This window comes from Bradyrhizobium sp. A5 (genome assembly GCF_042076515.1).
Classification (GTDB): Bacteria; Pseudomonadota; Alphaproteobacteria; order Rhizobiales; family Xanthobacteraceae; genus Bradyrhizobium; species Bradyrhizobium cosmicum.
The window spans coordinates 1,448,938-1,473,459 of sequence record NZ_CP148990.1; the positions used below are offsets into that span (position 1 = coordinate 1,448,938).

The 24,522-nt window shown below is 63.5% G+C and carries 24 protein-coding genes; 14 read left to right on the forward strand and 10 right to left on the reverse strand.

Translation table 11 applies throughout. The features are described from left to right. Positions 1–49 precede the first annotated feature (49 nt). Positions 50–991, forward strand: coding sequence for a hypothetical protein (locus WHZ77_RS06815; protein WP_375312975.1), 942 nt, complete (start codon positions 50–52; stop codon positions 989–991). A 13-nt stretch (positions 992–1,004) separates the two neighbouring features. Here WHZ77_RS06815 and WHZ77_RS06820 read toward each other — a convergent pair whose 3' ends face one another. Next, positions 1,005–1,583 carry a MarR family winged helix-turn-helix transcriptional regulator gene (locus WHZ77_RS06820; protein ID WP_375312976.1) on the reverse strand — a complete coding sequence of 193 codons (579 nt, stop codon included), beginning with the start codon at positions 1,581–1,583 and terminating at the stop codon, positions 1,005–1,007. 666 nt (positions 1,584–2,249) lie between these two features. Here WHZ77_RS06820 and WHZ77_RS06825 point away from each other — a divergent pair. Then, on the forward strand, positions 2,250–3,137 hold the full coding sequence (locus tag WHZ77_RS06825; RefSeq protein ID WP_375312977.1) for a dienelactone hydrolase family protein: 888 nt from the start codon (positions 2,250–2,252) through the stop codon (positions 3,135–3,137). Positions 3,138–3,208: 71 nt separating this feature from the next. Here WHZ77_RS06825 and WHZ77_RS06830 read toward each other — a convergent pair whose 3' ends face one another. Then, positions 3,209–4,477, reverse strand: a complete 1,269-nt coding sequence (locus tag WHZ77_RS06830) for a serine hydrolase domain-containing protein (RefSeq protein WP_375312978.1) — start codon at positions 4,475–4,477, stop codon at positions 3,209–3,211. A 122-nt stretch (positions 4,478–4,599) separates the two neighbouring features. Beyond that, a complete protein-coding gene (locus tag WHZ77_RS06835) occupies positions 4,600–5,445 on the reverse strand; it encodes an SDR family oxidoreductase (protein ID WP_375312979.1) in 846 nt (281 codons plus the stop codon). Positions 5,446–5,600: 155 nt separating this feature from the next. Here WHZ77_RS06835 and WHZ77_RS06840 point away from each other — a divergent pair, with 155 nt between their 5' ends. Beyond that, the gene (locus tag WHZ77_RS06840) at positions 5,601–6,353 is read left to right on the forward strand and encodes an HAD family hydrolase (RefSeq protein ID WP_375312980.1); all 753 of its coding nucleotides are present in this window, start codon (positions 5,601–5,603) and stop codon (positions 6,351–6,353) included. A gap of 24 nt (positions 6,354–6,377) precedes the next feature. Here the strand turns inward: WHZ77_RS06840 and WHZ77_RS06845 are convergent, their stop codons facing one another. Beyond that, a complete protein-coding gene (locus WHZ77_RS06845; protein ID WP_375312981.1) occupies positions 6,378–6,785 on the reverse strand; it encodes a nuclear transport factor 2 family protein in 408 nt (135 codons plus the stop codon). Positions 6,786–6,885: 100 nt separating this feature from the next. After that, the gene (locus WHZ77_RS06850) at positions 6,886–8,355 is read right to left on the reverse strand and encodes a mannitol dehydrogenase family protein (RefSeq protein ID WP_375312982.1); all 1,470 of its coding nucleotides are present in this window, start codon (positions 8,353–8,355) and stop codon (positions 6,886–6,888) included. Positions 8,356–8,497: 142 nt separating this feature from the next. Between WHZ77_RS06850 and WHZ77_RS06855 the strand changes: the two genes are divergently transcribed. From WHZ77_RS06855 to uxuA, 6 genes are all read left to right on the forward strand, one after another. Then, positions 8,498–9,313: a FadR/GntR family transcriptional regulator gene (locus tag WHZ77_RS06855; protein ID WP_375312983.1), complete on the forward strand. Its 816-nt coding sequence runs from the start codon at positions 8,498–8,500 to the stop codon at positions 9,311–9,313. An 89-nt stretch (positions 9,314–9,402) separates the two neighbouring features. Further along, positions 9,403–10,362: a sialic acid TRAP transporter substrate-binding protein SiaP gene (locus WHZ77_RS06860; protein ID WP_375314669.1), complete on the forward strand. Its 960-nt coding sequence runs from the start codon at positions 9,403–9,405 to the stop codon at positions 10,360–10,362. Between the two features lie 236 nt (positions 10,363–10,598). Continuing rightward, the gene (locus tag WHZ77_RS06865) at positions 10,599–11,177 is read left to right on the forward strand and encodes a TRAP transporter small permease (protein WP_375312984.1); all 579 of its coding nucleotides are present in this window, start codon (positions 10,599–10,601) and stop codon (positions 11,175–11,177) included. Positions 11,178–11,181: 4 nt separating this feature from the next. Further along, positions 11,182–12,588: a TRAP transporter large permease gene (locus WHZ77_RS06870; protein WP_375312985.1), complete on the forward strand. Its 1,407-nt coding sequence runs from the start codon at positions 11,182–11,184 to the stop codon at positions 12,586–12,588. Beyond that, complete coding sequence (locus WHZ77_RS06875) at positions 12,585–13,634, forward strand: L-idonate 5-dehydrogenase (protein WP_375312986.1); 1,050 nt, start codon at positions 12,585–12,587, stop codon at positions 13,632–13,634. The genes WHZ77_RS06870 and WHZ77_RS06875 overlap by 4 nt, the downstream gene beginning before the upstream one ends. Positions 13,635–13,646: 12 nt before the next feature. Beyond that, the gene (gene uxuA / locus WHZ77_RS06880) at positions 13,647–14,837 is read left to right on the forward strand and encodes a mannonate dehydratase (RefSeq protein ID WP_375312987.1); all 1,191 of its coding nucleotides are present in this window, start codon (positions 13,647–13,649) and stop codon (positions 14,835–14,837) included. Between the two features lie 37 nt (positions 14,838–14,874). On the opposite strand, the gene WHZ77_RS06885 is transcribed toward uxuA, so the two are convergent. After that, positions 14,875–15,207, reverse strand: a complete 333-nt coding sequence (locus WHZ77_RS06885) for a hypothetical protein (protein WP_375312988.1) — start codon at positions 15,205–15,207, stop codon at positions 14,875–14,877. Positions 15,208–15,341: 134 nt separating this feature from the next. Further along, positions 15,342–16,226, reverse strand: a complete 885-nt coding sequence (locus tag WHZ77_RS06890; protein ID WP_375312989.1) for an NmrA family NAD(P)-binding protein — start codon at positions 16,224–16,226, stop codon at positions 15,342–15,344. Between the two features lie 79 nt (positions 16,227–16,305). Here WHZ77_RS06890 and WHZ77_RS06895 point away from each other — a divergent pair, with 79 nt between their 5' ends. Further along, complete coding sequence (locus WHZ77_RS06895) at positions 16,306–16,902, forward strand: TetR/AcrR family transcriptional regulator (RefSeq protein ID WP_375312990.1); 597 nt, start codon at positions 16,306–16,308, stop codon at positions 16,900–16,902. A gap of 163 nt (positions 16,903–17,065) precedes the next feature. Here WHZ77_RS06895 and WHZ77_RS06900 read toward each other — a convergent pair whose 3' ends face one another. After that, entirely contained in the window at positions 17,066–18,763 is a 1,698-nt protein-coding gene (locus WHZ77_RS06900) for a GMC family oxidoreductase (RefSeq protein ID WP_375312991.1), read from the reverse strand. Positions 18,764–19,039: 276 nt separating this feature from the next. On the opposite strand from WHZ77_RS06900, the gene WHZ77_RS06905 reads away from it, so the two are divergent. The 4 genes from WHZ77_RS06905 to WHZ77_RS06920 all read left to right on the forward strand — a co-directional run bounded on the left by WHZ77_RS06905 (position 19,040) and on the right by WHZ77_RS06920 (position 23,068). Continuing rightward, entirely contained in the window at positions 19,040–19,786 is a 747-nt protein-coding gene (locus WHZ77_RS06905) for a metallophosphoesterase family protein (RefSeq protein WP_375312992.1), read from the forward strand. 314 nt (positions 19,787–20,100) lie between these two features. Beyond that, complete coding sequence (locus WHZ77_RS06910) at positions 20,101–21,366, forward strand: MBL fold metallo-hydrolase (protein ID WP_375312993.1); 1,266 nt, start codon at positions 20,101–20,103, stop codon at positions 21,364–21,366. Between the two features lie 36 nt (positions 21,367–21,402). Continuing rightward, the gene (locus WHZ77_RS06915) at positions 21,403–22,320 is read left to right on the forward strand and encodes a hypothetical protein (RefSeq protein ID WP_375312994.1); all 918 of its coding nucleotides are present in this window, start codon (positions 21,403–21,405) and stop codon (positions 22,318–22,320) included. Positions 22,321–22,438: 118 nt separating this feature from the next. After that, on the forward strand, positions 22,439–23,068 hold the full coding sequence (locus tag WHZ77_RS06920; protein ID WP_375314670.1) for a metallophosphoesterase family protein: 630 nt from the start codon (positions 22,439–22,441) through the stop codon (positions 23,066–23,068). Between the two features lie 30 nt (positions 23,069–23,098). Here WHZ77_RS06920 and WHZ77_RS06925 read toward each other — a convergent pair whose 3' ends face one another. Together WHZ77_RS06925 and WHZ77_RS06930 are read right to left on the reverse strand one after the other, a co-directional pair. Beyond that, positions 23,099–23,857, reverse strand: coding sequence for an amino acid ABC transporter ATP-binding protein (locus WHZ77_RS06925; protein ID WP_375312995.1), 759 nt, complete (start codon positions 23,855–23,857; stop codon positions 23,099–23,101). Then, positions 23,854–24,516, reverse strand: coding sequence for an amino acid ABC transporter permease (locus tag WHZ77_RS06930; RefSeq protein WP_375312996.1), 663 nt, complete (start codon positions 24,514–24,516; stop codon positions 23,854–23,856). The genes WHZ77_RS06925 and WHZ77_RS06930 overlap by 4 nt, the downstream gene beginning before the upstream one ends. Positions 24,517–24,522: the final 6 nt, after the last annotated feature.

Genomic DNA, 24,522 nt, shown 5'->3' on the forward strand with positions numbered 1-24,522 from the left:
GCAACTAGCTTCACCGTTCGATAGACCGAACCGAACGGAGCATTTTCACATGTTGTCCGATGGACAAGCTCGTCCCAGCGAGACCGCTGATGTTTCCGCGGCAGCGAAGCCGGCTTCGGAAGCGCGCGATAACAAGGACAATGCGGCGCGAGCGACCAAGCCTGCTGCGAGCTCGAGGCGAGCGTCGGCTGCGGCGAGCGATGAAACCCTGGCGAAGGAAGCGCTCGAGGGTCTGAAGCGTATTCGTGCAAAGGCGCGCCTCGACAAGATGGCGATACCCAAGCCTGCGCCGGTCGTGATGAAGCCCGCGACGATCGTGGCCAAGCCGCCGCCGCCCCGTCCGACCTGGGTCGCGCCGCTCGCGACATTGGCGGTGGCCGCTATTCTCGTTGTCTGCGCCTGCACCGGTGTGATCGCCTATCTCACCACGCAGCCCGCCCAGAACAACGTCGCGGCCAATACGGAGATCAGGAATCTGCGCGAGACCGTCGCGCAGCTGCGTAAGCAAGTCTCGGGCGTGTCCGAAAATCTCGACGGCCTGCGCACCGCGGTCGATCAATCGAGCAAGGCGACCAACGACCGTTTTGGCCGTTTCGCCGAGAACCTGGATCGTATCGAACGAGTGAGCTCGTCCTCGACGGTGAAGCTCGACAAGCTCGCGCAGGCGCAGGCCCAGGCTCCGACGCCCGTGGCCACACAACCGCAGCAGCCGATGCCGGTGATGGCCTCGGTCACCGCGCCCGAGACCACGGGTTCGGTGGCTCCATCCGAGCGCATGACGGCGCCGCGCAAGGTGATCAAGGGCTGGTCGGTTCGCCAGGCCTATGAGGGGATTGCGATCCTGCAAAGTCCGAACGGCGTCATAGAGGCCGTGCTGGGACAGCAGGTGCCCGGCCTTGGCCGCATCGAGGAGATCAGAAGCGAGAACGGCCGTCTGGTAGTGGAAGCCAGCGGCGGCGTCATCTACTCGTCACGCAAGGCAGCGCCCTGACGAGGGGAGCCTTCTACTGGCGGTGATGCTCGAAGCTGGTACATAGCAGGTCGATTTCCGGCTCCGCGATCGGTGCGCGGAACAGGCGGCAGCTGAAATCGACCGTCGCCTTGCCGTCCGCAGCGGTACGATCTTCGCGCAGGAAGATGCATCGCTTGCAAACATCAGTATGGTGCCGCTGCTCCGCCGCGTCCGACTGATCCAACACGTGCCGGAGTGTGTCGCGAAAGCGGGTCTTGCCGTCGTCGTCGAGAACGGCGATCGCCTCGACGAGCACGTTGACGGGGTCGCGCACCAGGAACTTCTTGCCCTGCTGCGTGACGCTGAGCAACACCGAGCGCTTGTCCGTGGCGGAGCGCTTGCGCTCGATATAACCGAGCCGTTCGAGTTCGCCGATGATGAAAGAGGCGGTGCCGCGCGTGGTGCCGACATAGCTCGCGAGCGCCGAGGGCGTCCGCGAGAAACGGTTGGCGCGGGAGAGGAAGCGCAGGGCCATCCATTCGCGGTCGCGCAGGCCATGCTTGGTGCCTTCGAACCACAGGATGCGGGCCATCTGCCCCAATAATTCAATCGCTTCGCGAGCTAAAATCATCTCAAGTCCGGATCGGATAAAGCCATATTCAATTGGGTCTTTGGTCGTGCGATCCGGGCGGGCGAGAATGAAGCTGTCGAGCGATGCTTCACTCGAAACGGGACGACTGGCCGCGCTTGGAAGACGCTTCTCCGTTCTGGAGATCGAAGGTTCGGATGTGGAACTAGAGCGTCACAAAGAAAGTTCGAGTAAATAGTACGGCTCAACTCTTCTGAAAATTTCAGTCAAATGACCGGGGTTCGTGTGCAAGATTCCGATAGCGCGCGGTATCCGAGCAACATGATGTGTCGCAGCAGCCACTGCGGAGCCCATTTGTTGCCGCATGATGTTTCGAATCGCGCGGACGGGTGAGGTGCCTGCAACTCGGGTAACGCGAATGACGACGGGAGAACCGCCATTTTCGGTTAATGGATGTTGCGCTGCGATGTACCTAGACGGTTAAATCCAAAGCACGATCGGGCCAGGCAACGAGGACCGCCATGCCTCACCGATCCCGGGTATCGCATCGCCGTCGGCAACGGGCTTCAGATCGTCGTTCGCCGATCAGCTCTGGCGTGCTTCGCGTCAGGGCATGCGCTCGCAGGCTGGTGATTTGCGTTTGGCCTGCAATCATTGGCGAATGCGTCGCCTGAAGGAACAGGGCCAAGCATCAGGAAGGATAGACCGATGAGCATTGAAACCACCATGACATCCGACGTCGTCGGGCTGACGAAAGTCGCTCCGGTCTCGCGCCGCGGATTCATGAGCGCCACCGCGGCCGTTGCCGCCGGCTACACGCTCGCGGCCGGACCGGTCCGCGCCGAGGCGATCGCGACCGACACCAGCGGCCTCCAGGCTGGCGAAGCCAAGATCAAGGTCGGCTCCGAAGAGATGCCCGTCTACTTCGCCCGCCCGGCCGGCAACACCAAGGCGCCCGTGATCATCGTGGCGATGGAGATCTTCGGCCTGCACGAATACATCAAGGACGTGACGCGGCGCCTGGCCAAGCTCGGCGCATTCGCGATCGCACCCGACTATTACTTCCGCAAGGGCGTCGATCTCACCAAGATCGGCGAGATCAAGGACCTGCTGCCGGTCGTCAATGCCAAGCCGGACGCCGAGTTGCTGTCCGACCTCGACGCGACCGTGGCCTGGGCAGGATCGCAAGGCGGCGACACCGCCAGGCTCGGCATCATCGGCTTCTGCCGCGGCGGGCGCACCGTCTGGGAATATGCCGCCCATAGCTGCGCGCTCAAGGCGGGCGTCGCCTTCTACGGAACGGTGGTCGACCCCGCCAATCCGCTGTGGCCGAAGAGCCCGATGCAACTGGCTCCCGAAATGAAGGCGCCGGTGCTCGGCCTCTATGGCGGCGCCGACACCGGCATTCCCGTCGCCCAGGTCGAGCAGATGAAAGCGGCGCTCGCGGAGAACAAGAAGACGGCCGAGTTCAAGATCTATCCGGAAGCGCCGCACGGCTTCCATGCCGACTACCGCGGCAGCTACCGCAAGGATGCGGCGGAAGATGCCTGGAAGCAGGCGGAGGCCTGGTTCAAGAAGTACGGCGTCCTGAACTGACGCCGAATTGCTGACGCCGAATTTCGCAGGGCGGCCCGAGCGGCCGCCCTCTTCATTTCAGGGTGCGAGTCTCACTTCACCATCGCGCCGTAGACGATGTCCTGGACCTGCTCGCGATAGTATTTGCGCAGCTCGCCCGGCGCCGCGGTTCCCACCACCACCACGAGACGTTCCTTCGGATCGCAGAAGAACTGCGTTCCGAACGCACCATTCCAGGTGAACTCGCCGGGATTGCCGGGAACTGACGACAGGCCTTCGCTGGTGCGGACCGCGACCGACAGGCCAAAGCCGAAGCCGGCGCGATGCGGCTCGATGGTCGCCACGTTGTTCTTGATCTCGGGACCAAGGTGGTTGGTCGTCATGTGATGCACGGTTTTCGGGGAGAGGATGCGCTGGCCGTCGAGCTCGCCGCCGTTGAGCAGCATCTGTCCGAAGCGGATGTAGTCGCCGACCGTCGCAAACGAACAGGCGCCGCCGCAATCGAACTTGGTCGGCGTGTCCAGCAGCTTGATGGCTTGCGGCTTGCCGGTCAGCGGATCGCTGGGGAACGGACGGGCGAGCCGCGGGCGCTGCGCGTCGGTGGGATGGAAGGTCGCGTCCTTCATGCCGAGTGGCTGCCACACATTGCTGGCGAGATACTCGCCGAGCTTCTGCTCGCTCACCTTCTCGACCACGGCGCCGAGCACGTCGATCGAAAAACCGTACTCGAACTCCGTCGAGGGCTGATGCGCCAGCGGCAGCCTCGTGATGCGGTCGATGAAAGCCTGGGTGTCGCCTTCCACCGCGGGCGCGATGCCGTCGGGATATTGCCGCGCCACCGGGCTGGAGCTGTCCGGGCGGCCGCCATACATCAATCCGGACGTATGCCGGTAGAGATCGTGGATGAAGATCGGCGAAGCCTGCGGCTCGAGCTTGAGCGAACCGTCGGCCTGGGTCACGCCGACCTTCATGTCGGCGAAGCCCGGATAGTAGTCGGAGAGCTTGGTCTGGAGCGGCAGCCGGCCTTTCTCCATCAAAGTGAGGCCAGCAACTGCCGCCATCGGCTTGGTCATCGAGGCCAGTGCAAAGATCGCGTCGACGGGCATCGGCGTGCCCTTGTCCGGATCGAGCATGCCGTAGGCCTTGTAGTGGACGAGCTTGCCGTCGCGCGCCACCGCGACGACCGCGCCCGGAACGCGCTTTGCGGCGGTCTCGCGGGCGAAGAAATCGTCGAGCCGGGTGAGACCCTGCTTCGAAAAACCGGCGTCGTCGGGACTGGCTTCGGGCAGCGGGGCGGCGCGCGCTGTAGCGAACGTGATGACGGCAGCCGCCGCCGCGATCATGACGATCGTCTTGTTCATTGCATCCTCCCAAGGCGAGCTCGTTATGCGAGTGGCTCGCGCGATGCCTAGATCACGTCCGCGCGAGAACGAAGTCAAGCGCGGGCAGGGCATGTCTGGGACGCGCCGGAGATGCCGGAACCCTATCGTCCCTCTCCGGCGCGCAACAGCGCGTCGAGACCGTGCCGATAGGTCGGGTAGTCGAGCGTGACGCCGAGCTCGTTCTTCAATCTCGCGTTGGAGACGCGGGCGCTGCTGGAATAGAAGCTGCGCGCCATTGCCGACATCTCGGCCGTCGCGAACGCTTCTTCTTCCGGCGGGGCGATGCCGATGAGCCCCGCGGCGTAGGTGATCACGTCCTGGGGCGGCGCTGGCTCATCGTCGCAGACGTTCCACGTGCCGCCACCCTGATGGCGTATCGCGGCCATGATCGCGCTTGCAATGTCGTCGACATGGATGCGGTTGAAGACCTGGCCGGGCTTGATGATCCGCCGGGCCGTGCCAGCGCGCAGCGTCGCCAGCGCGTTGCGGCCGGGGCCGTAGATGCCCGCGAGCCGCAGGATCGCGGCATCGCCACGCGTCGTGTCGGTCCAGGCCTGCTCGGCCGTCAGCCGCATCCGCGTGCGGTCGAGAATGGCCTGTGGCGGCGTGCTCTCGTCGACCCATCCGCCGGCGTGATCGCCATAGACGCCGATGGTCGAGAGATAGATGACCTTGCGGCGGCCAGCCGCCAACGCGTCGCCAAACGCCGCGATGGCGGGATCGCCCGTGCTGCCGGGCGGGATCGACACGACAAGGACGTCGGCGTTGCGGAGGTGTCCAATCGTCTCGCGCGTGGGGTCGCCGGAAAAGGCATGCAGCTCGATGCCGGAAAGCTCGTCCCGCCTGGCGGGATCGCGCACCGTGCCGGCGACGTGCGAGAAGGTGCCGCCGAACTTGCGGACGAAGTGCCGGGCACTATAGCCAAGGCCAAGGATGAACAGCCGCATGCGTCTCCCGTGCCGATGAAGGTTCCAACCGCATCACCGCGCGCTTCCGCTCATAAGGGATTTTTGGGTCCGGCAAAAGATATTGCGATTTTACTCGCCCGCCAGCGCAAGCGATGGTCGCCCGTCACAGGGACGTCATGGGCGGAGCGTCGATCATGCAGGTCAGGGCGGCCACCATCGCGCGGTCCAGCGCCGCAGAGCTGATCCGGCGCGCTGCCGCCCTGATCTTCGATGTCGACGGCACCCTGGCGGAAACCGAGGAACTGCATCGGCAGGCCTTCAACGAAGCGTTCATCCGCCGCGGCCTCGATTGGCACTGGGACCGTGCGATCTACAGGGAGCTGCTGCGGGTCACCGGCGGCAAGGAGCGCATCCGCGCCTACCAGGACGGGCGGCGGATCGCCTTGCCATTGTCGGACGCGGACATCGCCGCGCTCCATCGCATCAAGACCGCGCATTATGCCGAGCTGATCGAGACCGGCTGCTGCCCGTTGCGGCCGGGCGTGACGGATCTCCTCACAGCCGCGAAAGCGCGCGGCCAGCGGCTTGCGATTGCGACCACGACGTCGCACGGCAATATCGATGCGCTGCTGTCGCGGGCGCTGGGGAGCCGCTGGGCCGCGCATTTTGATGCGATTGTTGCCGGCGAGGATGTCCGCCACAAGAAGCCGGCGCCGGACGTCTATCTGGAAGTCCTGGCGCGGCTGAAGCTGGATGCATCGGACTGCATCGCGATCGAGGATTCCGCCAATGGCCTGATCGCGGCCTCACGCGCGAATATTCCGGTTCTCATCACCCGCAGCATGTTCTTCCGGGACGATGATTTCAGCGAGGCGCGGGTGGTGCTGAATGATCTGTCGGAACTCGGGGTCCAAACAAAAAGCGAAAAACAACCCCATGCACAGTAGAACGTGCCGCCGGGCCTGGCGCGGTCAATGGACGCGGTGACTCGTTCTATCGTCCTCTGCCTGCTCGACAATCTGCGCAATCGGGCTCGACTGATGGTGAACCAGGCGCCAACCGTCGCCGACGCGGCGAAAATGGTTCGCGGCGGCCAAGGCGGTGCCGTCGACGATCTCGATGCAGAGCACACGGGCGCTGTCGCCGTCGACGATGGCCTGCGGTTCGGCACAAACGATCTGCGGTCGCTCCGGATTTTGCAGGATATCGCGCCAGCTTCCGATCACGGTGGCGCGGCCGATGATCGCCGGCCAGCCGGGATGGATGCAGGAGATGGCGTCGTCATCTGCCCACATCTGTTCCATGCCGTCGAAGTCGCCCCTCGAAAAGGCGGCGTAGAAGGCCGCGTTCGCGGCGATGACCTTGCTGTCGTCTGCCATGGCTCCCGGGTGAGGCAATGACAGGCAAAAATCAAGCGCGACTTCCGTTCGATTTTGCGTTCGTTTTGACCGCAGTGCAGCATGGCTGCCTGCTTTGTAGTCACGCCGCGACGAGCGTCTCCACCGCCTGCCGCGCACCCTTTGCATAGAGTTGGCCGAGCGCCGTGGTGACGGCCTCGCGCAGGCGCGGCTCGGCGCCCAGTGGTCCGAATACTTTTTCGACGCCGAGCAGTGCTGGCGCGAGTCGTTCAGCGACGGGGCCTGCTTCGCGCGCCTGCGCCGCGAACTCGCCGGCGAGCGGATCGCGCACGTCGATGGCGCGGCCCTGCTCGTCGAGCGCGGTGACGTAGCGCATCCAGCCGGCTACTGCGAGCGCATGCGTTGCGATCGGCAGGTTCTTGTGCAGGCGATCCTGCATCGCGCCGAGCAGGCGCTGCGGCAGCTTCTGCGAGCCGTCCATCGCGATCTGCCAGGTGCGGTGATGCAGCGCCGGATTGGCGAACCGCTTCAGCAGCGAGGCGCGATAGGCGGAAAGATCAGTGCCTGATGGCATCGTCAGCGTCACCGCTGCCTCTTCCATCACCTGCGCGGCGAGGCGCGCGAAATGCGGATCGACCATGGTGTCGGCGATGGTCTTGTATCCCGCGAGATAGCCGAGATAGGCCAGCGCGGAGTGACTGGCATTGAGCAGCCGCAGCTTCATCAACTCGAACGGCTTGACGTCGGTGACGAGCTCGACGCCCGCTGCGGCGAGATCGGGCCGGCCTGCCGTGAAACGATCCTCGACCACCCATTGCGTGAACGGCTCGGTCATCACCGGCCATGCGTCGCGCAGGCCGAGCGCGGACGACACCGCGTCACGGTCGGCATCGGTTGTTTCCGGCACGATGCGGTCGACCATGGTCGAGGGGAAGGCGGTGCCATCAGCGATCCACTTGCCGAGGTCCCTGGAGCGAAGCGCCGCGAACTGCGTCACGATCCGCTGCACGGTGTGGCCGTTGGCGGCGAGGTTGTCGCAGCTCAGCACGGTGAACGGCGCCAGCCCCTGCGCCCGCCGGCGCGCCAGCGCAGCCACGATGAAGCCGGGCGCCGAGCGCGGCGCGTCGATATTGTTGAGATCATGCACGACATCAGGATGCCGCTCGTCGAGATCACCGGTCTGCGGCGTGTGGCAATAGCCCTTCTCGGTGACCGTCAGCGAGACGATGCGAATGGCGGGGTCGGCCATCCGCTCGACCAGCGCGGCCGGCTTCTCGCGCGCGACGACGCTGTCGAGCAGCGCGCCGACGACGCGGTGCTCGGTGCCTTCGGCGGCACGTATCGCGACCGTATAAAGATGATCCTGCGGGGCGAGGGCGTCGCGCGTCTCCGGACTGCGCAGGCTCGCGCCGACGATGCCCCAGGACATGCTGCCTGCGGCGAGGCAATCGTCGATGACGACGGCCTGATGGGCGCGATGAAACGCGCCGAGACCAAGATGCACGATGCCGGGCGTGACGCGCGACCGGTCATAGGCGGGACGGCGGATGGCCGGCGGCAGCCGGTCGAGTTGGGCGCGGCCGAGCCGCATGGTCGTCTCTCCCTGTTGCTTTGGCCGCTGCTTGACATGGCCTCCATCCTCGGTCAATGCTCCGGTCAATTGGTAAGACCAATTTTCCAAAATTGGCGGGCCGCCGGGATGAACCCGGTGCGCTCTATCGGGGAGGACCAGCGTGCCGCTGGAAGCTGTGGAGGCGAGACGGCTCTATCGCCAGGTCGCCGATCAATTGCGAAGCCTGATCGACAGCGGCGAGTACGCGGTCGGCAGCCGCTTGCCGACCGAGCGCGAACTCGCCGAGCAGCTCAAGGTGTCGCGGCCGACGGTGCGCGAAGCCCTGATCGCGCTCGAAGTCGAGTGCCGCGTCCGTATCCGCGTCGGTTCGGGCATCTACGTGATCGAGCCTGCTGCCCCGGCGATGGCCGTGCCCGCCGCCGCGGTCATCGAGGGCCCGTTCGAGCTGCTGCGAGCCCGCGAATTTCTCGAAAGCGCCATTGCCGAGCAGGCCGCGCGCGTAGCGACGAAGGACGATGTCGCCCGCATCGACGCCGCCCTCGACGCGATGGAGAATGTCGCGCATCCCGGCGAAGCCTCGATGGTCCATGACCGTGCGTTTCACGTCGCGATCGCCGGAAGCCTCGGCAATGCGGTTCTGGTGCGCGTGGTCGGCGAGCTGTTCGACCAGCGTCTCAATCCCTATTTCGCGCAGCTTGCGCATTATTTCGAGAGCCCGGGCACGTGGCGTACTGCGCTCGACGAGCATCGCGCCGTGCGCGACGCCATTGCGGCGCATGATCCGGACGCCGCGCGCGATGCCATGCGCGCTCATCTGGTGTGCTCTCAGGAGCGTTTCGCGCAGAATTTCGGCGTCGAGAGCGCAGCAGGATCGCCCGCGGGGCGAGTCCGGACGGCGGAAAATCAGGCAAATCAGGCAAAGCCGGCGAGAGCGCCGAAGACGCAGGCCAAAGGCGGCAGCGCGCGGCGACGATGAGATTGGGCGGCCCGTCTCCGCTTCGGAGCGGGCGAACAAGAAGCAGACTTTAGTCAGTGGAGGATAAGTCAGTGTTGAAGAAGATGACGATGGTACTGGCGACTTCGGTCGCGGCGATGTTTGCAACGGCCAATCCCGGTATGGCACAGACCAAGCTCAAATGGGCCCATGTCTACGAGACCTCGGAGCCGTTCCACACCGCCTCGGTCTGGGCCGCGCAGGAGATCGGCAAGCGCACCAACGGGCGCTACACGGTCGACGTCTATCCGGCCTCGCAGCTCGGCAAGGAAGCCGACATCAACCAGGGCCTCTCGCTCGGTTCGGTCGATATCATCATCTCCGGCTCGAGCTTCGCGGCCAAGAGCTTCCCGCCGATCGGCGTGACCTACTATCCCTACACTTTCCGCGATGCCGACCACCTCCTCGCTTATACCAAGAGCGACATCTTTAGGGAGCTCGCCAAGGGGTATGAGGACAAGAGCGGGCACCACATCGTCGCCGTGACCTATTACGGCGTGCGCCAGACCTCGTCGAACAAGCCGATCAAGACCTGCGCCGACCTCAAGGGCCTGAAGATGCGCGTGCCCGACGTTCCGGCTTACCTCGCGATGCCGCGCGCCTGCGGCGCCAACACCGCGCCGATCGCGTTCGCCGAAGTCTATCTCGCCCTCCAGAACGGCACCGTCGAGGCGCAGGAGAACCCGCTGACCACGATCGAGGCCAAGAAGTTCTACGAGGTGCAGAAGCACATCGTGCTGACCGGACACATCGTCGACCACCTCAACACGGTGGTGGCGGGCGCGCTCTGGAAGAAGCTCAGCGACGAGGACAAGAAGATATTCACCGACGTCGCGCAGGAAGCCGCCGCCAAGGCGACCGCGGAGATCAAGCAGAACGAGGCCAAGCTCGTCGCCTTCTTCAAGGAGAAGGGCCTGACCGTGACCGAGGTCGACAAGAACGAGTTCCGCGACATCGTGCTGAAGAACGTTCCGTTCGAGACCTTCGGCTATCGCAAGGCCGACTGGGAACGCATCCAGGCGGTGAAATAACTGGCGCCGGTCTCGCTGCGAGACCCTCATGGTGAGGAGCGCGAAGCGCGTCTCGAACCATGAAGGCCCGGGTGTCACTCAGGTGTCGCCCGGGGCCATCCTTCGAGACGCTTGCTTCGCAAGCTCCTCAGGATGAGGGCGGAGCGAGGTGGTGCAGCAAGACTAAAATCGAGATTCCGGGTTCGGCTCGTCGAGCCGCCCCGGAAAGACGATCGAGACGCTTGAGGAGTCCCCCCATGTCCCCCGCCGAAACGCACCGGCAGATCACCGCGGACGAGATTGCCCATACCTTCGAGGAGGAGTCGGCGCCGAAGGTCGATCTCGGGGTCTATGCCTTCGAGGACTGGGTGGCGCTGGCGATTTTCTGGGTGATGGCGCTTGCCGTCTTCCTCCAGTTCTTCACCCGCTACGTACTCAATGACAGCTATGCCTGGACCGAGGAGATCGCGACCTACTGCCTGATCGGCGTCGTCTTCATCGGCTCCTCGATGTGCGTGCGGCTGTCGCGGCACATCCAGGTCGACCTGATCTATCGCTATGTGCCGCACCTCGCGGCGCGGGTGCTCTCGACCGTGATCGATCTGATCCGGATCGCCTTCTTCGGCTACGCCATCAAGCTGGTCTGGGTCTACATCCAGATCATCGGCGACGAGTCGATGACGACGATCAATCTTCCCAAGGACTACGTCTACTATGCCGTGCTGGCCGGCTTCGTGCTGATGTTCGCGCGATCGGTGCAGGTGGCGGTTCAACATCTGCGACAGGGTTACTCGATCCTCGAACGTCCCGGCGCCTACGACGGTTTTGAAGGATAAAGTCATGCTGCTGTTGCTTGGAGGGTTCCTCATCCTGATGCTGCTCGGCGTTCCCGTGGCGATTGCCATGGCCGCGTCGTCGCTGCTCTACATCCTGGTCAGCGGCGTGACGCCCGATGTCACGCTGGCGCAGCGCATGATCGCCGGCGTCGAGAGCTTTCCGCTGCTCGCCGTGCCGTTCTTCATCCTGGCCGGCAATCTCATGAACATCGCCGGCGTTACCGGCCGCATCTACAAATTCGCGGTCGCGCTGGTCGGCTGGATGCGCGGCGGTCTCGGCCACGTCAACATCATCGGCTCGGTGATCTTCTCCGGCATGTCCGGCACCGCGATCGCGGATGCCGCCGGTCTCGGCACCATCGAGATCAAGGCGATGAAGGACCACGGCTACTCCACGGAGTTTTCCGTCGGTGTCACCGCGGCCTCCGCGACGCTTGGACCCATCATTCCGCCGTCGCTGCCCTTCGTGATCTACGGCATGATGGCGAACGTATCGATCGGCGCACTGTTCCTGGCCGGCGTCATCCCGGGCATCGTCATGACGCTGCTGATGATGGGGACCGTGACCTATTTCGCCCGCAAGAACAAATGGGGCAGTGACACGGCGTTCTCCTGGCCGCAACTCGGCTCCGCTGGCCTCGAGATCGCCATCGTGCTGGCTTTCCCGATGGCGATCTGGCTGATGGTGCTTGCCGGCATGTCGGTCAACATGGCGGTGGTCATCGGCCTCGGCACGCTGCTGATCATCGACTGGTATTTCGACTTCTCGGCGGTGATGGCGCTGATGGCGCCGGTGATCCTGATCGGTGGCATGACGCTGGGCTGGTTCACCCCGACGGAGGCTGCCGTTGCCGCCGTAATCTGGTCGCTGTTCCTCGGCCTCGTCCGCTACCGCACCATGACGCTGAAGACGGTGGCGAAGGCGACCTTCGACACCATCGAGACCACCGCTTCGGTTCTGTTCATCGTCACGGCCGCCTCGATCTTCGCCTGGCTGCTCACGGTGTCGCAGGCAGCGCAGATGCTGTCGGACTGGATGCTCAGCATCACCCACAACAAATGGGTGTTCCTTGCGATGGTCAACGTCCTGATCCTGTTCGTCGGCTGCTTCATCGACACCACGGCGGCGATCACCATTCTGGTGCCGATCCTGCTGCCGATCGTGCTCAAGCTCGGCATCGATCCGATTCATTTCGGTCTGATCATGACGCTGAACCTGATGATCGGCCTGCTGCATCCGCCGCTCGGCATGGTGCTGTTCGTGCTTGCCCGCGTGGCCAAGCTCTCGGTCGAGCGCACGACGGTCGCGATCCTGCCCTGGCTGGTGCCGCTGATGCTCGCGCTGATCGCAATCACCTACATTCCCGAACTCACCCTCTGGCTGCCGAAATACATGGGACTTTCCAAATGACCTCGACCTCTCTCGCCGCAACACTGTTCGGCCCCGAAGATCTCCGCATGATCGAGCATCCGCTCGACAAGCTCGCCGACGGCATGGTGCGTATCCGCTTCGGTGCTGGCGGCATCTGCGGTTCGGACATGCATTACTTCCGTCATGCCCGCACCGGCGATTTCGTGGTGAAGTCGCCGCTGGTGCTCGGCCACGAGATCTCCGGCGAAGTCGTGGAGATATCGGGCTCCGCAGCGAACCTGAAAGTCGGCGACCGCGTCGCCGTCAACCCCTCGCGCTGGTGCGGCCATTGCGTCGCCTGCCGCGAGGGAAGGCCCAATCTCTGCGAGAACATCTACTTCATGGGCTCGGCATCGAAGACGCCGCACATGCAGGGCGGGTTCGCCAACTACTTCGACGCGATCCCCGCGCAGTGCGTGAAGATCCCGAACCACGTGTCCTATCAGGCCGCAGCGCTGGCCGAGCCGCTCGCGGTCTGCCTGCACGCGGTCGCCCGCGCCGGCAATATCGAGGGCAAGCGCGGCATCATCTTCGGTGCCGGCCCGATCGGGCTTCTGACCATGCTCGCCGCGCACCGCGCCGGCATGACCGATATCACGGTGGCGGATATCGCGCCGGCGCCGCTCGCCTTTGCGACGCGGCTTGGGGCTTCTCATGTCGAGAACGTCTCGGCAGGCGAGGAGGGTCTGAAGGCGCAGGCCGCATCGCGTCCTTACGATGTCGCGTTCGAAGTCTCGGGCACGGCTGCGGGCCTTGCGAGTGCGATCGGGATTGTGAGGCGCGGCGGCATCGTGGTGCAGATCGGCAATCTGCCGGGCGGCCAGATTCCGGTGCCGGCCAATGCGGTGATGGCGAAGGAGATCGACCTGCGCGGCTCGTTCCGCTTCGGGCTCGAATTCATGACGGCGGTGGAGCTGATCGGCGCCGGCAGCGTCGACGTGCTGTCGCTGGTCACGGCTGAACGGCCGCTGTCCACGGCGCCGGACGCGCTGCGGCTGGCGCTCGACCGCTCGCAGAGCGTCAAGGTCGTGCTGACCGCGAATTGATCGGAGACATCCATGATGCTGGAAGGTTGGCGTTGGTACGGGCCCGATGATCCCGTCTCGCTCGACGATGTCAGGCAGGCCGGGGCGAGCGATATCGTCTCGGCGCTGCATCAGGTGCCGATCGGCGAGGCCTGGACGCGCAAGGCGGTCGAGGAGCGCAAGAACTTCATCGAGAACGGCCAGCCCGGCCGTTCGCAATTGACCTGGTCGGTGGTGGAATCGATTCCGATCCCCGACGACGTCAAGCGTCTCGGCGGCAAGGCGACGCAGTCGATCGAGGCGTGGATCGCGAGCCTGGAGGCGGTGGCCGCCTCAGGCATCAAGATCATCTGCTACAATTTCATGCCGGTGGTCGACTGGTGCCGCACCGATCTGGAATGGGAGCTGCCGAACGGCGCCCGCGCGATGCGCTTCGACCAGGACCGCTTTGCGGCGTTCGAGCTGCATATCCTGAAGCGGCCCGCCGCCGTGCAGGACTATTCGCCCGAGCAGCAGGCGCGCGCGAAGAAGCTGTTCGATCAGATGAGCCAGGCGGATATCGACTATCTCGTCATGGTGATCGCCAGCGCGCTGCCGGGCTCGACCACCGAACCGATGACGATCCCGCAATTCCGTGACCGGCTGGAGACCTATCGCGAGATCACGCCGAAGATCCTGCGGCAGCATCTCGCCGAGTTCCTGGGCCGCGTTGCACCCGTCGCCGAGCAGCTCGGCGTGTCGCTGACGCTGCATCCCGACGATCCGCCGCGCCCGTTGTTCGGTCTGCCGCGGATCGCGTCCAGCGCCGATGATTATCAGGCGCTGTTCGATGCGGTGCCGTCGAAGGCCAACGGCATTTGCTTGTGCACGGGATCGCTCGGCGTGCGGCCTGAGAACAATCTGCCCGCGATGGCGGAGCGCTTCGGTCCGCGCATCGCCTTTGCGCATCTGCGCGCGACCAAGCGCGAGGCAGACGGCCTGTCGTTCTACGAGTCCGATCATCTCGACGGCGACGTCGACATGGTCGCGGTGCTCAAGGCGCTCTTGAAGGAGAACGCGCGGCGTTCGCCCGACAAGAGAATCGTCTTCCGCCCCGATCACGGTCACCGCATGCTGGACGATCTCGCCGCCACCAAGCGCACCAATCCCGGCTACACCGCGATCGGCCGCCTCCGGGGCCTCGCCGAGCTGCGCGGTGCGATCCGGGCGATCGAGCATCGGTGACGGTGGTGCGGTGAGAGTCGCGGAAGCTTCAATAGCGTCATGGCCGGGACAAGCCCGGGCATAACGGCCTCTCTTGAAGCTCACTCCCGCTCAATAACACGCCGCCATCGCGCCGAGCTTCGGATAGAGCCGGTCGATCGCGGCGATCTCGCTTTGCATCTGTGACTTCCTTCATGACCAGCGTCCCGCCCGACGACGACTCGTCGCGATCGCGAAAACGCATGCCGAGGTCGATATTCTCCACCGGACCGCGCAATGCGCCGGAGATGAGCTGGAAGCGCAGATCCACTTTTGGAAACTGCCGCTGCAGCTTGTCGACGCGCGGCATCAGCCGGTGCGTGGTGAAGGCGGAGGAGACCGACAGCTTCACCGTCTCGGTGCCCTTGCGCCGCCAGCCACGCCAAAATCATCTCCACGATCTGCGTCCGACTCCTTGCCAGCACCCTGGGCTCGCTGAGGTCGCGATCGAACAGCGCGCCGAACGTGTGGCGGTTGGCGACGCAGCTATTTTTGAAATACCGAGATGTTGTCGCTTAGCCAATCGGTTACAGGGCGCGGAGCATGGCCCGTCAACGAGCGAACAGTTGAGGTGGTTTCTGCGAGCACCGATTCGTAGAAAAGGCGGTCCAGACCGAGCAGCAGGTCGGCGACAAATTCGTTAAGCCCCGACGCGAGCAGCTTCTCACGATGCTCCGCAGGGCTTCGATGCTGATATGTGACCACGCGTTCAAGCAATCCAGAAAGCTCGTTTGCTATCTCAGGCATGCTTACCGCTTTCGGCCCGGTCAGATGATAGGCGCGCTGAGAAGTTACGTGCGCGTCGTCGAGAAGGGCGGCGAAAGCCGAGTCTGCCACATCGCGTGTGTCAATCAAATTGACCAATCCATTGCCCGCTGCCCCGCCCCACGTGTCCTGGGCAACTGGAGCGCCAGCCCGCGCCAGGATATCGACGAAACTCGATGGACGCAAAACAGTGAAGCCTATGTCGCAGGTCGCAAGATGCGCCTCAATCTGCGCATGCCAGTCGAACGGATGTAGCCGAGACGGTGGTCCCAAAACGGACAATTTAACGATGTGGCTTACACCTTCAGCCACGGCTGCGTCGATCAACGCAATTTCGTTGGCGACTTGCCGGGGCGACGTTCCGTGGGCGAGGAACAGACGGTCAACCCCGCGCATCGCATTGTCCAAAGTTGATGGCGCATCGAAGTCCACGGTCGCAAGGGAAACTCCGGACGGCAGACGTTCAGCGTCCGACGTGCGGGTCAACGCCACAACGTCGAACGGTTCGGTGACCAGTTTCGAGATCAAAGCGGAGCCCACGCGACCTGTGGCTCCCGCGACCGCAATGCGTGGACGGCCGGCGCTATGCTTGGAGGGGTTGAACATCCGGATAACCTTCCGTATTTTGGAACGATCGGTTCAAGATAGTTGGAACGATCGTTCCAAGATGTCAAGCGGAAATACGATGAGCGGAAAACCCCAATTCGATGACGATGCCGTGATCAATTCCGCGATGGATGTGTTTTGGCGGCACGGCTATTCGGCCTCATCGATCGATCAACTGGCAACGGCGATGGGTCTGTCGCGGTCCAGCCTGTACAAGCGATTTCGAGACAAGGACGGTCTGTTCGAGGAAGTCCTTTCGACTTATGTCGAGCGCGTCGTGCGGCGGATGAACTCCGTTCGAGGTGATACGAAGCGCCAACAGCTCGAGGCGCTGTTGCACGAATTCCTGCCCAGAGAAGGCAGGGCGGCTCGGCCCGCTGGATGCATGCTGGCCCGGTCGTGCGCTGAGATGGTCGACCTGCCTCCAGCAGGGCAGTCGGTCGCGCGGCGGGGGCTTACGCGGCAGCGCGCGGTCCTCGACGGCATCTTACGCGAGGCGGTCGCAAATAGAGAACTGGCGTCGACGGCTGACATCGACGGTTTGGCGTGGCACTACCTCGGTGTGTTGCATGCAATCATGAATCTGCCGCAGGCTGGCGCGACAATAAGCGAGCTTCGCCGCGTCATAGAGCTTGCAATGTTGGCATGGCCATTTCCAGAACGGCACCCGGACTGAAGCTGTGGTCGACCCTTTTGAGGATATTGTCCGTATAGGCCTCGGCATTCGTCTCGCGCAACGCACGCTGGATGATCGCGCTGGCTTAGCCGTCGTTGTCCTCACGTGCCGGGTGGGTGGTGGATTCCATTGATTCCACCATCCGCCCGGCCGTCGTTCGCGTTCACTGCATCATCGCTGCAGCGATCTTCTCCGCCGACATCAGCACCGGAAAATTGGTGTTGGCGCATGGCACCACCGGGAAGATCGAGGCGTCGACGACGCGCAGGCCCTGGATGCCCTTGACGCGGCCTTGATTATCGACCACCGCCATCGGATCATCGGCGCGGCCCATGCGGCATGAACACGAGGCGTGCCACACGCCGATGGTCGCCTTGCGCACGAAGGCTTCCAGCGCTTCGTCGTCGTTGATGACGTCGTCGAAGGTAAAGCCTTCGACCACGAAATTGTCGATCATGTAGTGACGCAGCGCCGCCGGTCCGTCCATCAGGGTCGCGGCGATCTTCGTCAGGATCCTGTTGGTGTTGTTGACCACGCCGATCTTGCGCACGCGGTCGGTATAGGAGGCCGGGAACGGCTTGTCCGTCACCGCCTTGACCACGTCGCTCATCTGCACTGCCGCCATCTTGCGGAAGCCGCTCATCAGGCGATCGAGGTCGCGCCGGTCGGACAACAGGTTGAACTCGACGATCGGCTCGGCAGCAGGATCGCGCGAGGCGAGCTTGACCTGTCCGGTCTCGGAATAGGTCTTGTTGACGAAGGTGAGCAGTGAGCCGATCTGCTCTCCCACCGCGTGCCAGGCCGACTTGCTGAGCAGGACGACGAACATGTCGCCCCTGGGCACGCCCGGCAGCTCCGACGAGTAGCGCAGGCCGAGTTGCATGTGGCGCCTGGTATGCTCGTTCATGCGGGCGCCGCGGCGGACAAAGGACGACAGCGAGATCGAGGGATGATCCATCAGGCGCTGGCCGACGCCCGCCAGCCCCATCAGGACGGGAATTCCCATATCCTTGAGGTGACCGACCGGGCCGATGCCGGCACGCAGCAGATGCGCCGGCGAATGAATCGCGCCGCTGGAGAGGATGATTTCGCGGCCGCGGAATTCCTGCTCGCGACCATCCACGATGGCCTTCACGCCGACGCATTGCGTGCCTTCGAACAGCAGTTCTCGAACTTGCGTGTTGGTGGAGATTGTCAAATTGGCGCGCTTGCGCGTGTCACGATCGAGATAGCCCATCGCGGCCGAGACGCGCTGCTCGGCCTGGTTGGAGTGCGTCACCGGGAAGAAGCCGTCGACGAACTCGCCGTTCTGGTCCGGCAGGAACTGATGGCCGGCCTGCTGGAAGGCCTCGGCGAAGGCCTGCGAATGCCGTGTCCAGTGCTCTCGCGGAATTCTGCGTACCGGAATTCTGCCGTCCTTGCCGTGATAGGGCCCATCGAAATCGAGGTCGCGCTCGACCTTCTTGAAGAAGGGCAGCACGTCGTTCCAGGTCCAGCCCTCGGCACCACGCGCGTTCCATTCGTCGTAGTCGGTCGGTGCGCCGCGATTGGCCATCTGGCCGTTGATCGACGAGCCGCCACCCAGTACGCGCGCCTGCTCGTATTTGCGCAGGGGCGGCCGGCTTTCGTTCGGATTGTTGTGGCTGACGACCTGGGTCGTGACCTTGAGCTCGGTCCAGTGGAAGCGCGGGTCGAAATAGGCGGTGCCCGGATAGCTGTCCCTGATCTCGGCCGGCTCGTTGCCCGGCGGCGTGTCCTGTCCGGCCTCGCACAGCAGGACCTTGTTGGCGCTCTTCGCGGAGAGCCGGTGGGCCAGCACGGACCCCGCCGAGCCGCCGCCCACGATGATGTAGTCGTACACGATTGGCGTTTCCTCTTGTTCTTGTCCGGGAAGCGTAGCGCGTTATTTTCCCGAGGTCACGCCGGCATTGCCGTGACAGTTCGTACTCGCGTCGCTTGATCGGCCAACTCGATTGTGTATTCTTTCTGTCAGCGCCGATTTGATCCTCAGCTTGCGGGCGCTTTACCAAATGCAGCTAAAGAGACCTGACTGAAAAGACTCTACCAAAGAGACCTGTCAGTCCTGCATTCTCCCGCATAGCGAAACCGATCGGCCATTCCGAATGGGGAGGGCCATATGAGATTTGCTGCCATCGCGGACGTTCACGGAAATCGTCCGGCACTTGAAGCCGTTCTTGCGGACATAGCCGCGCTTGGAATCATTGATATCGTGAACCTGGGTGACCATGTCAGCGGCCCGCTCGAAGCGGCCCGGACCGCCGATCTGCTGATGGAGCGAGGCTTTCCGTCAATCAGGGGCGATCAGGATCGAATCCTTGTGGAGCTCTGGCAGGCCGGCGGCTCGACACGCAGCGATTTTCGCGAGCTCGGGCGCAGGCACTTCGACTGGATGGCCAGCATGCCGTCCACGCTTACATATCGAGAGCGGGTGTTCCTGTGCCACGGATCGCCAGGCGATGATGCCGCGTTCTGGCTCGACCACATCGCCGACGACGGCTGCGCGCATCCGAGCAGGATCGATTTCATCGAGGCTGGGGCGGAGGGGATCGACGCCGAGATCATCCTGTGCGCCCACACGCACATTCCGCGCGTGGTGCGGCTGGGGGATGGCCGGCTGGTCGTCAATCCCGGCAGTGTGGGATTGCCCGGCTACGACGGGAAGCTGCCTGTGCCCTACGTGGTCGAGGTCGGCACGCCGCATGCGTGCTACGCGATCCTGGAGGGCGGCAGAGCAGGTTGGTCCGCGACGCTCCGTTACGTGCCGTATGACACCACGGCCATGGCCGCACTGGCGCGCACCAAGGGTATGCTGACCTGGGCGAGCGCAATTGCGACGGGGTGGGTGCAACGGGCCGGCAAATGATGCTGCCTTTGGCCGGCGATTGCCGATGAACCTGAGTTCGAGGAAACCAGACTGGGGCTTCGAAGTGTTGCGCGAGGGCAACGTAGGATTTTTTTTGGTCTAAAGGCGCAATTTCTCGGGCCCTCGTTTGAATATAGAGAGATGATTGCCAATCTCGGAGTTGTTGCCCAATGAATCCTGGACCACTGAACGACCACGACAACTCCAATTCTCCCGAACGGGGCTTCGATCGGCACGCGCCGGGGCAGCGGGACAGGCGCGAGAGCCAGTTTCATCTGCGGCCGCTTCGCTAGGCCGAATTCGGGGACCCGCAGATGCAAAGTGAATCGTCGGGCGCTTTCCGCGCGCGGATACATCGCGGCGCGCAACAAATTGGCGGGTCCTGCATCGAGCTGGAAGCAGGCGGCCAAAGGATACTGCTCGATCTGGGCTTGCCTCTCGACGCCGCCGACGTCTCGGACGCTCTGCTGCCTGACGTGGAAGGGCTGCGCAGCGACCATCCGGGCTTGAACGCGATTGTCATCTCGCACGGGCATGGCGATCACTGGGGGTTGCTGCCGGTGTGCAGGCCGGGGATTCCGGTGGTCATGGGAGCGGCAACGGCGCGCATCTTGAGCGCGGCCGCCCCATTCGTACCGAACTCCTTCGTCCCGAGCGTCTCGCAGCACCTCAGCGACCGGACTGTCCTGCAGATCGGCCCCTTCCGGATTACGCCGTATCTCGTCGACCATTCGGCCTACGACGCTTACGCCCTCCAGATCGAGGCTTGTGGGCGTCATCTGTTCTATAGCGGCGATATCCGCGCTCACGGTCGAAAGGCAGCGTTGTTCGAGCGATTGGTGAGCAAGCCGCCCGAACGCATCGACACGATGCTGATGGAAGGCTCGAGCCTTGGTCGTTTGAACGAGCACGACCGTTTCGAGAACGAAGATGCAATCGAGGCCAGGCTGGCCGAGAGCTTCGGCCGGCCGGGATTTGTATTGATCTCGGCATCGGCGCAGAACATCGACCGGCTGGTCAGCATCTACCGTGCCTGCAAGCGGACGGGACGAACGCTACTGCTTGATCTCTATGCGATGGAGATCCTGAGGGCCACCGGCAATCCGAACCTCCCCGATATCGGTTGGCCGAACCTGTCGGTCTACGTCCCGGAATACCAACGGCGCCACATAGCCAGGAACCAGCGCTTCGATCTTCTCGAACCCTACAAGTCGGCGCGCATCTTTCGCGAGCATATCGCGGAGATCGCCGACAAGGCTGTCATGCTGTTTCGGCCCGCAATGGCGCGCGATCTCGACCTCGGTCATTTATGGGACAACGCGAGAGCGATCTGGTCCCAATGGGACGGATATTTGCAGGCCGGCCCCGGTGCGAAACTCAAGGACGATCTGCTGGAGCGCGGGATCCCGCTCGCGGTCGTCCACACGTCGGGGCACGCCAGCATCGCCGACCTCAAACGACTGGCAAGCGCGCTCAATCCGGAGCGGCTCGTGCCCATCCACACGTTCCACGGCGATCGTTTCTCCGACTATTTCGACAACGTCACCCGCCGCGCGGACGGCGAGTGGTGGGATGTCTAAGGCAATTGTTTTTGAGACCGCAAAGGGGGAGTAAAAATGGGAAGCGCAATCTCCGACAAATTCATCAGGGATCTGCAGGACGGAGGACTGCTGTCCGAACTGACGAAGAAGATCCAAAGCGACGACACGCTGATGCTGGCGCTTCGCGGTCACTACATCAACGTCTACTATCGCGGCGGAAGCATCCTGCACATTTCGGAACAGGCCAACGGGTACGCTGCGAAGTTTGACGCCAGCTATTTTGAGGAGGAAGTCGTTGCTTTGCCTGCTGCCACCATTCAAGCAGCCGGAGATTGTTCGAACTGGGTGGCGGTGCTGCCGAAACTCAAGGAAACGATGAACGCGCACTTCGCGACGAAACGGAAATCCGAGCGCGAGTTTCAGCAACTTGCCGCGTGGGAGAACAACAGGTCCGTCATATCCAACGACACCGAATACTTCATCACGGACATCGAGTTCGCCGACCGCGATCAGGGGGCCAAGCTCGACATGGTTGGGCTCAAATGGCCGAGCGGTCTGCGCAAGGACGAGACCAAGTGCAAGCCGGTTCTCGTCGAGATGAAGTACGGTACGGGATCCTACGATGGCGCCGCCGGTATCGCAAAGCACATCGCGGATCTCGAAGGCATCCTGGCCAATCCTGTCAAGCGTGAAGGTCTCAACAAGACGATTGCGGACCAATTCGATCAACTGCTGCAGCTGAAGCTCGTCGGTTTCAACAAGCATGCGAACTACAGCCGTGCCATCGTTTCCGGTCGGCCTGAAGTGATTTTTCTGATCGCGAACCACAACCCGCGCAGCAGGAAGCTATTGAACATCGTCGACGAGATCGTGGAGCCGAAAGATTTCGACCTTCGCTTCTTCGCCGCCAGCTTTGCGGGGTATGGAATGCACGATGCGTGCATGCTCGATCTCGGCAAGTTCAGGGCATTGCTGATGCAGCTTGCGGGTTAGCCCAGACTGCCGCGAATCCGCAGAACGTCTGATCAAGCCGCGCGTGGAGTGAACCCTGGCGCATTCATTTACGTTCGCCATTGGCGATATTCACGGATGCTTCGACGAACTGCTCACGCTGCTTGCAGTATGCGATCTTGCGTGCCGGGAAGAGGGCGCTCGGTTCATTTTTGTCGGCGATTATATCGACAGGGGCCCCGACAGCCGTCAGGTCGTGGATTTCCTTATCGGTCGGCAGTCGGATCAGGAGGGTCGTTTCATCTGCCTGCGCGGCAATCATGAGGAGATGCTGATCCGCGCTGCGGGCAGGCATCGCGCGGATCGCGATCTGATGAGCTGGTGGGGGAATGGCGGCGAGCGGACCCTCGAAAGCTACGGCGCCGATGATCCCAGCGATTTGCCTGCCGAGCACCTGGCATGGCTTCGACGGCTTCCGTTGGTGCACAAGGACCGGCATCGCCTGTTCGTCCATGCCGGCATTCGTCCCGGCGTGCCGCTGTCTCTTCAGTCGCAGGAGGATCTGCTCTGGATCAGGGAGCCCTTCCTCTCGTCCGCCGACGATCACGGGCTGCTCGTCGTGCACGGGCATACGCCGGTGACATCCGGGCGCCCCGATCTGCGGGCCAATCGATTGAATTTGGACACCGGCGCATGTTTTGGCGGCCCGCTGAGCGCCGCGGCATTTTCCAGCAGCCGGCGTGGGCCGGTGATGTTTGCCACCAGTCTGGGCGATATCTTCCGCTTGTAGCCGGCTGACCGTGCGGTAGCGCGAACGCCCCTAATGCGTCTCGTGAAACCGGGCCAGGAACGCCTTCAGCCGTTCGCTGCGCGGCTGGCGGATGGTCTCTTCCGGCGTGCCGATCTCGGCCATGATGCCGTCGTTCATGAAACCGACGCGGGTGGAGACGTCGGCCGCGAAGGCCATCTCGTGCGTGACCAGCACCATGGTCATGCCTTCGGCGGCGAGGCTGCGGATGACGGCGAGCACTTCACCGACGAGTTCGGGATCGAGCGCCGAGGTCGGTTCGTCGAACAGCATCACCTCGGGCTTCATCGCCAGCGCGCGGGCGATCGCGACGCGCTGCTTCTGGCCGCCGGACAGGCGGCTCGGAAAGGCATCGGCCTTGTCGGCGAGGCCGACCTTGGCGAGTAGGTCGCGGCCGAGCGCGTCGGCGTCGGCGCGCGCCATGCCCTTCACCTGCACCGGCCCTTCGGTGACATTGGCGAGCACCGACATGTGCGGGAACAGATTGAAGTGCTGGAACACCATGCCGACATGTTCGCGCAGTTGCGCCAGTTGCGCGTCCTTTGGCGCGCGAGGGCCTTTGCCGAACGCAAACCTATGCGATCCGATCGCAAGCTCGCCCTGTTGCGGCATTTCGAGCAGGTTCAGGCAGCGCAGGAAAGTCGACTTGCCGGAGCCGGAGGCGCCGATCAGGGTGACGACCTCGCCGCGCGCGACCGAGAGCGAGACGCCCTTGAGCACCTTATGGTCGCCGAATGCCTTGTGGATGTTGTCCGCGATCAGGGCGCTCATCGGTGCGCTCCCATCCTGAGCTCGACCCGGTCGGCGACCAGCGTCAGCGGGAACAGCACGACGAAATAGAGCACGGCGATCGTGGTGTAGACCTCGAGCGGCTTGTAGCTCGTCGCCGTGATCACCGAGCCTTGGTAAAGCAGGTCGCCGACCGCGACCACCGACACCAGCGAGGTGTTTTTCAACTGCATGATGGTCTGGTTGATGAAGGAGGGGATCATCACCTGGGTGGCCTGCGGCAGCACGATGCGGCGGAAGATCTTGCCACGCCGCATGCCGATGGCGCGTCCGGCCTCCCATTGGCCGACATCGACCGCCTCGATGCCGCCACGAAAAATCTCGGCGTAGAACGAGCCGGCATAGAGCGACAGCGCGATGAAGCAGGCCATCGCCGGCGACATGTCGACGCCGATCAGAACAGGCAGGGCGTAGTACATCCAGACCAACTGCACGAGCAGCGGCGTGCAGCGGAACACCTCGATGTAGAGACGCAGCGGCACCGAGACCCAGCGCGGTGCCGTCGTACGCAGGATGCCGACGACCAGTCCGATCGTGAGGCCCGCGGCCACCGTGGTCACCGTGTAGAACAAGGTGACCAGGAGCCCTTGCCAGATCAGGCCCCAATACGGCTTGAGCGCCGCGAACTCCCAGACATACATCGTCGG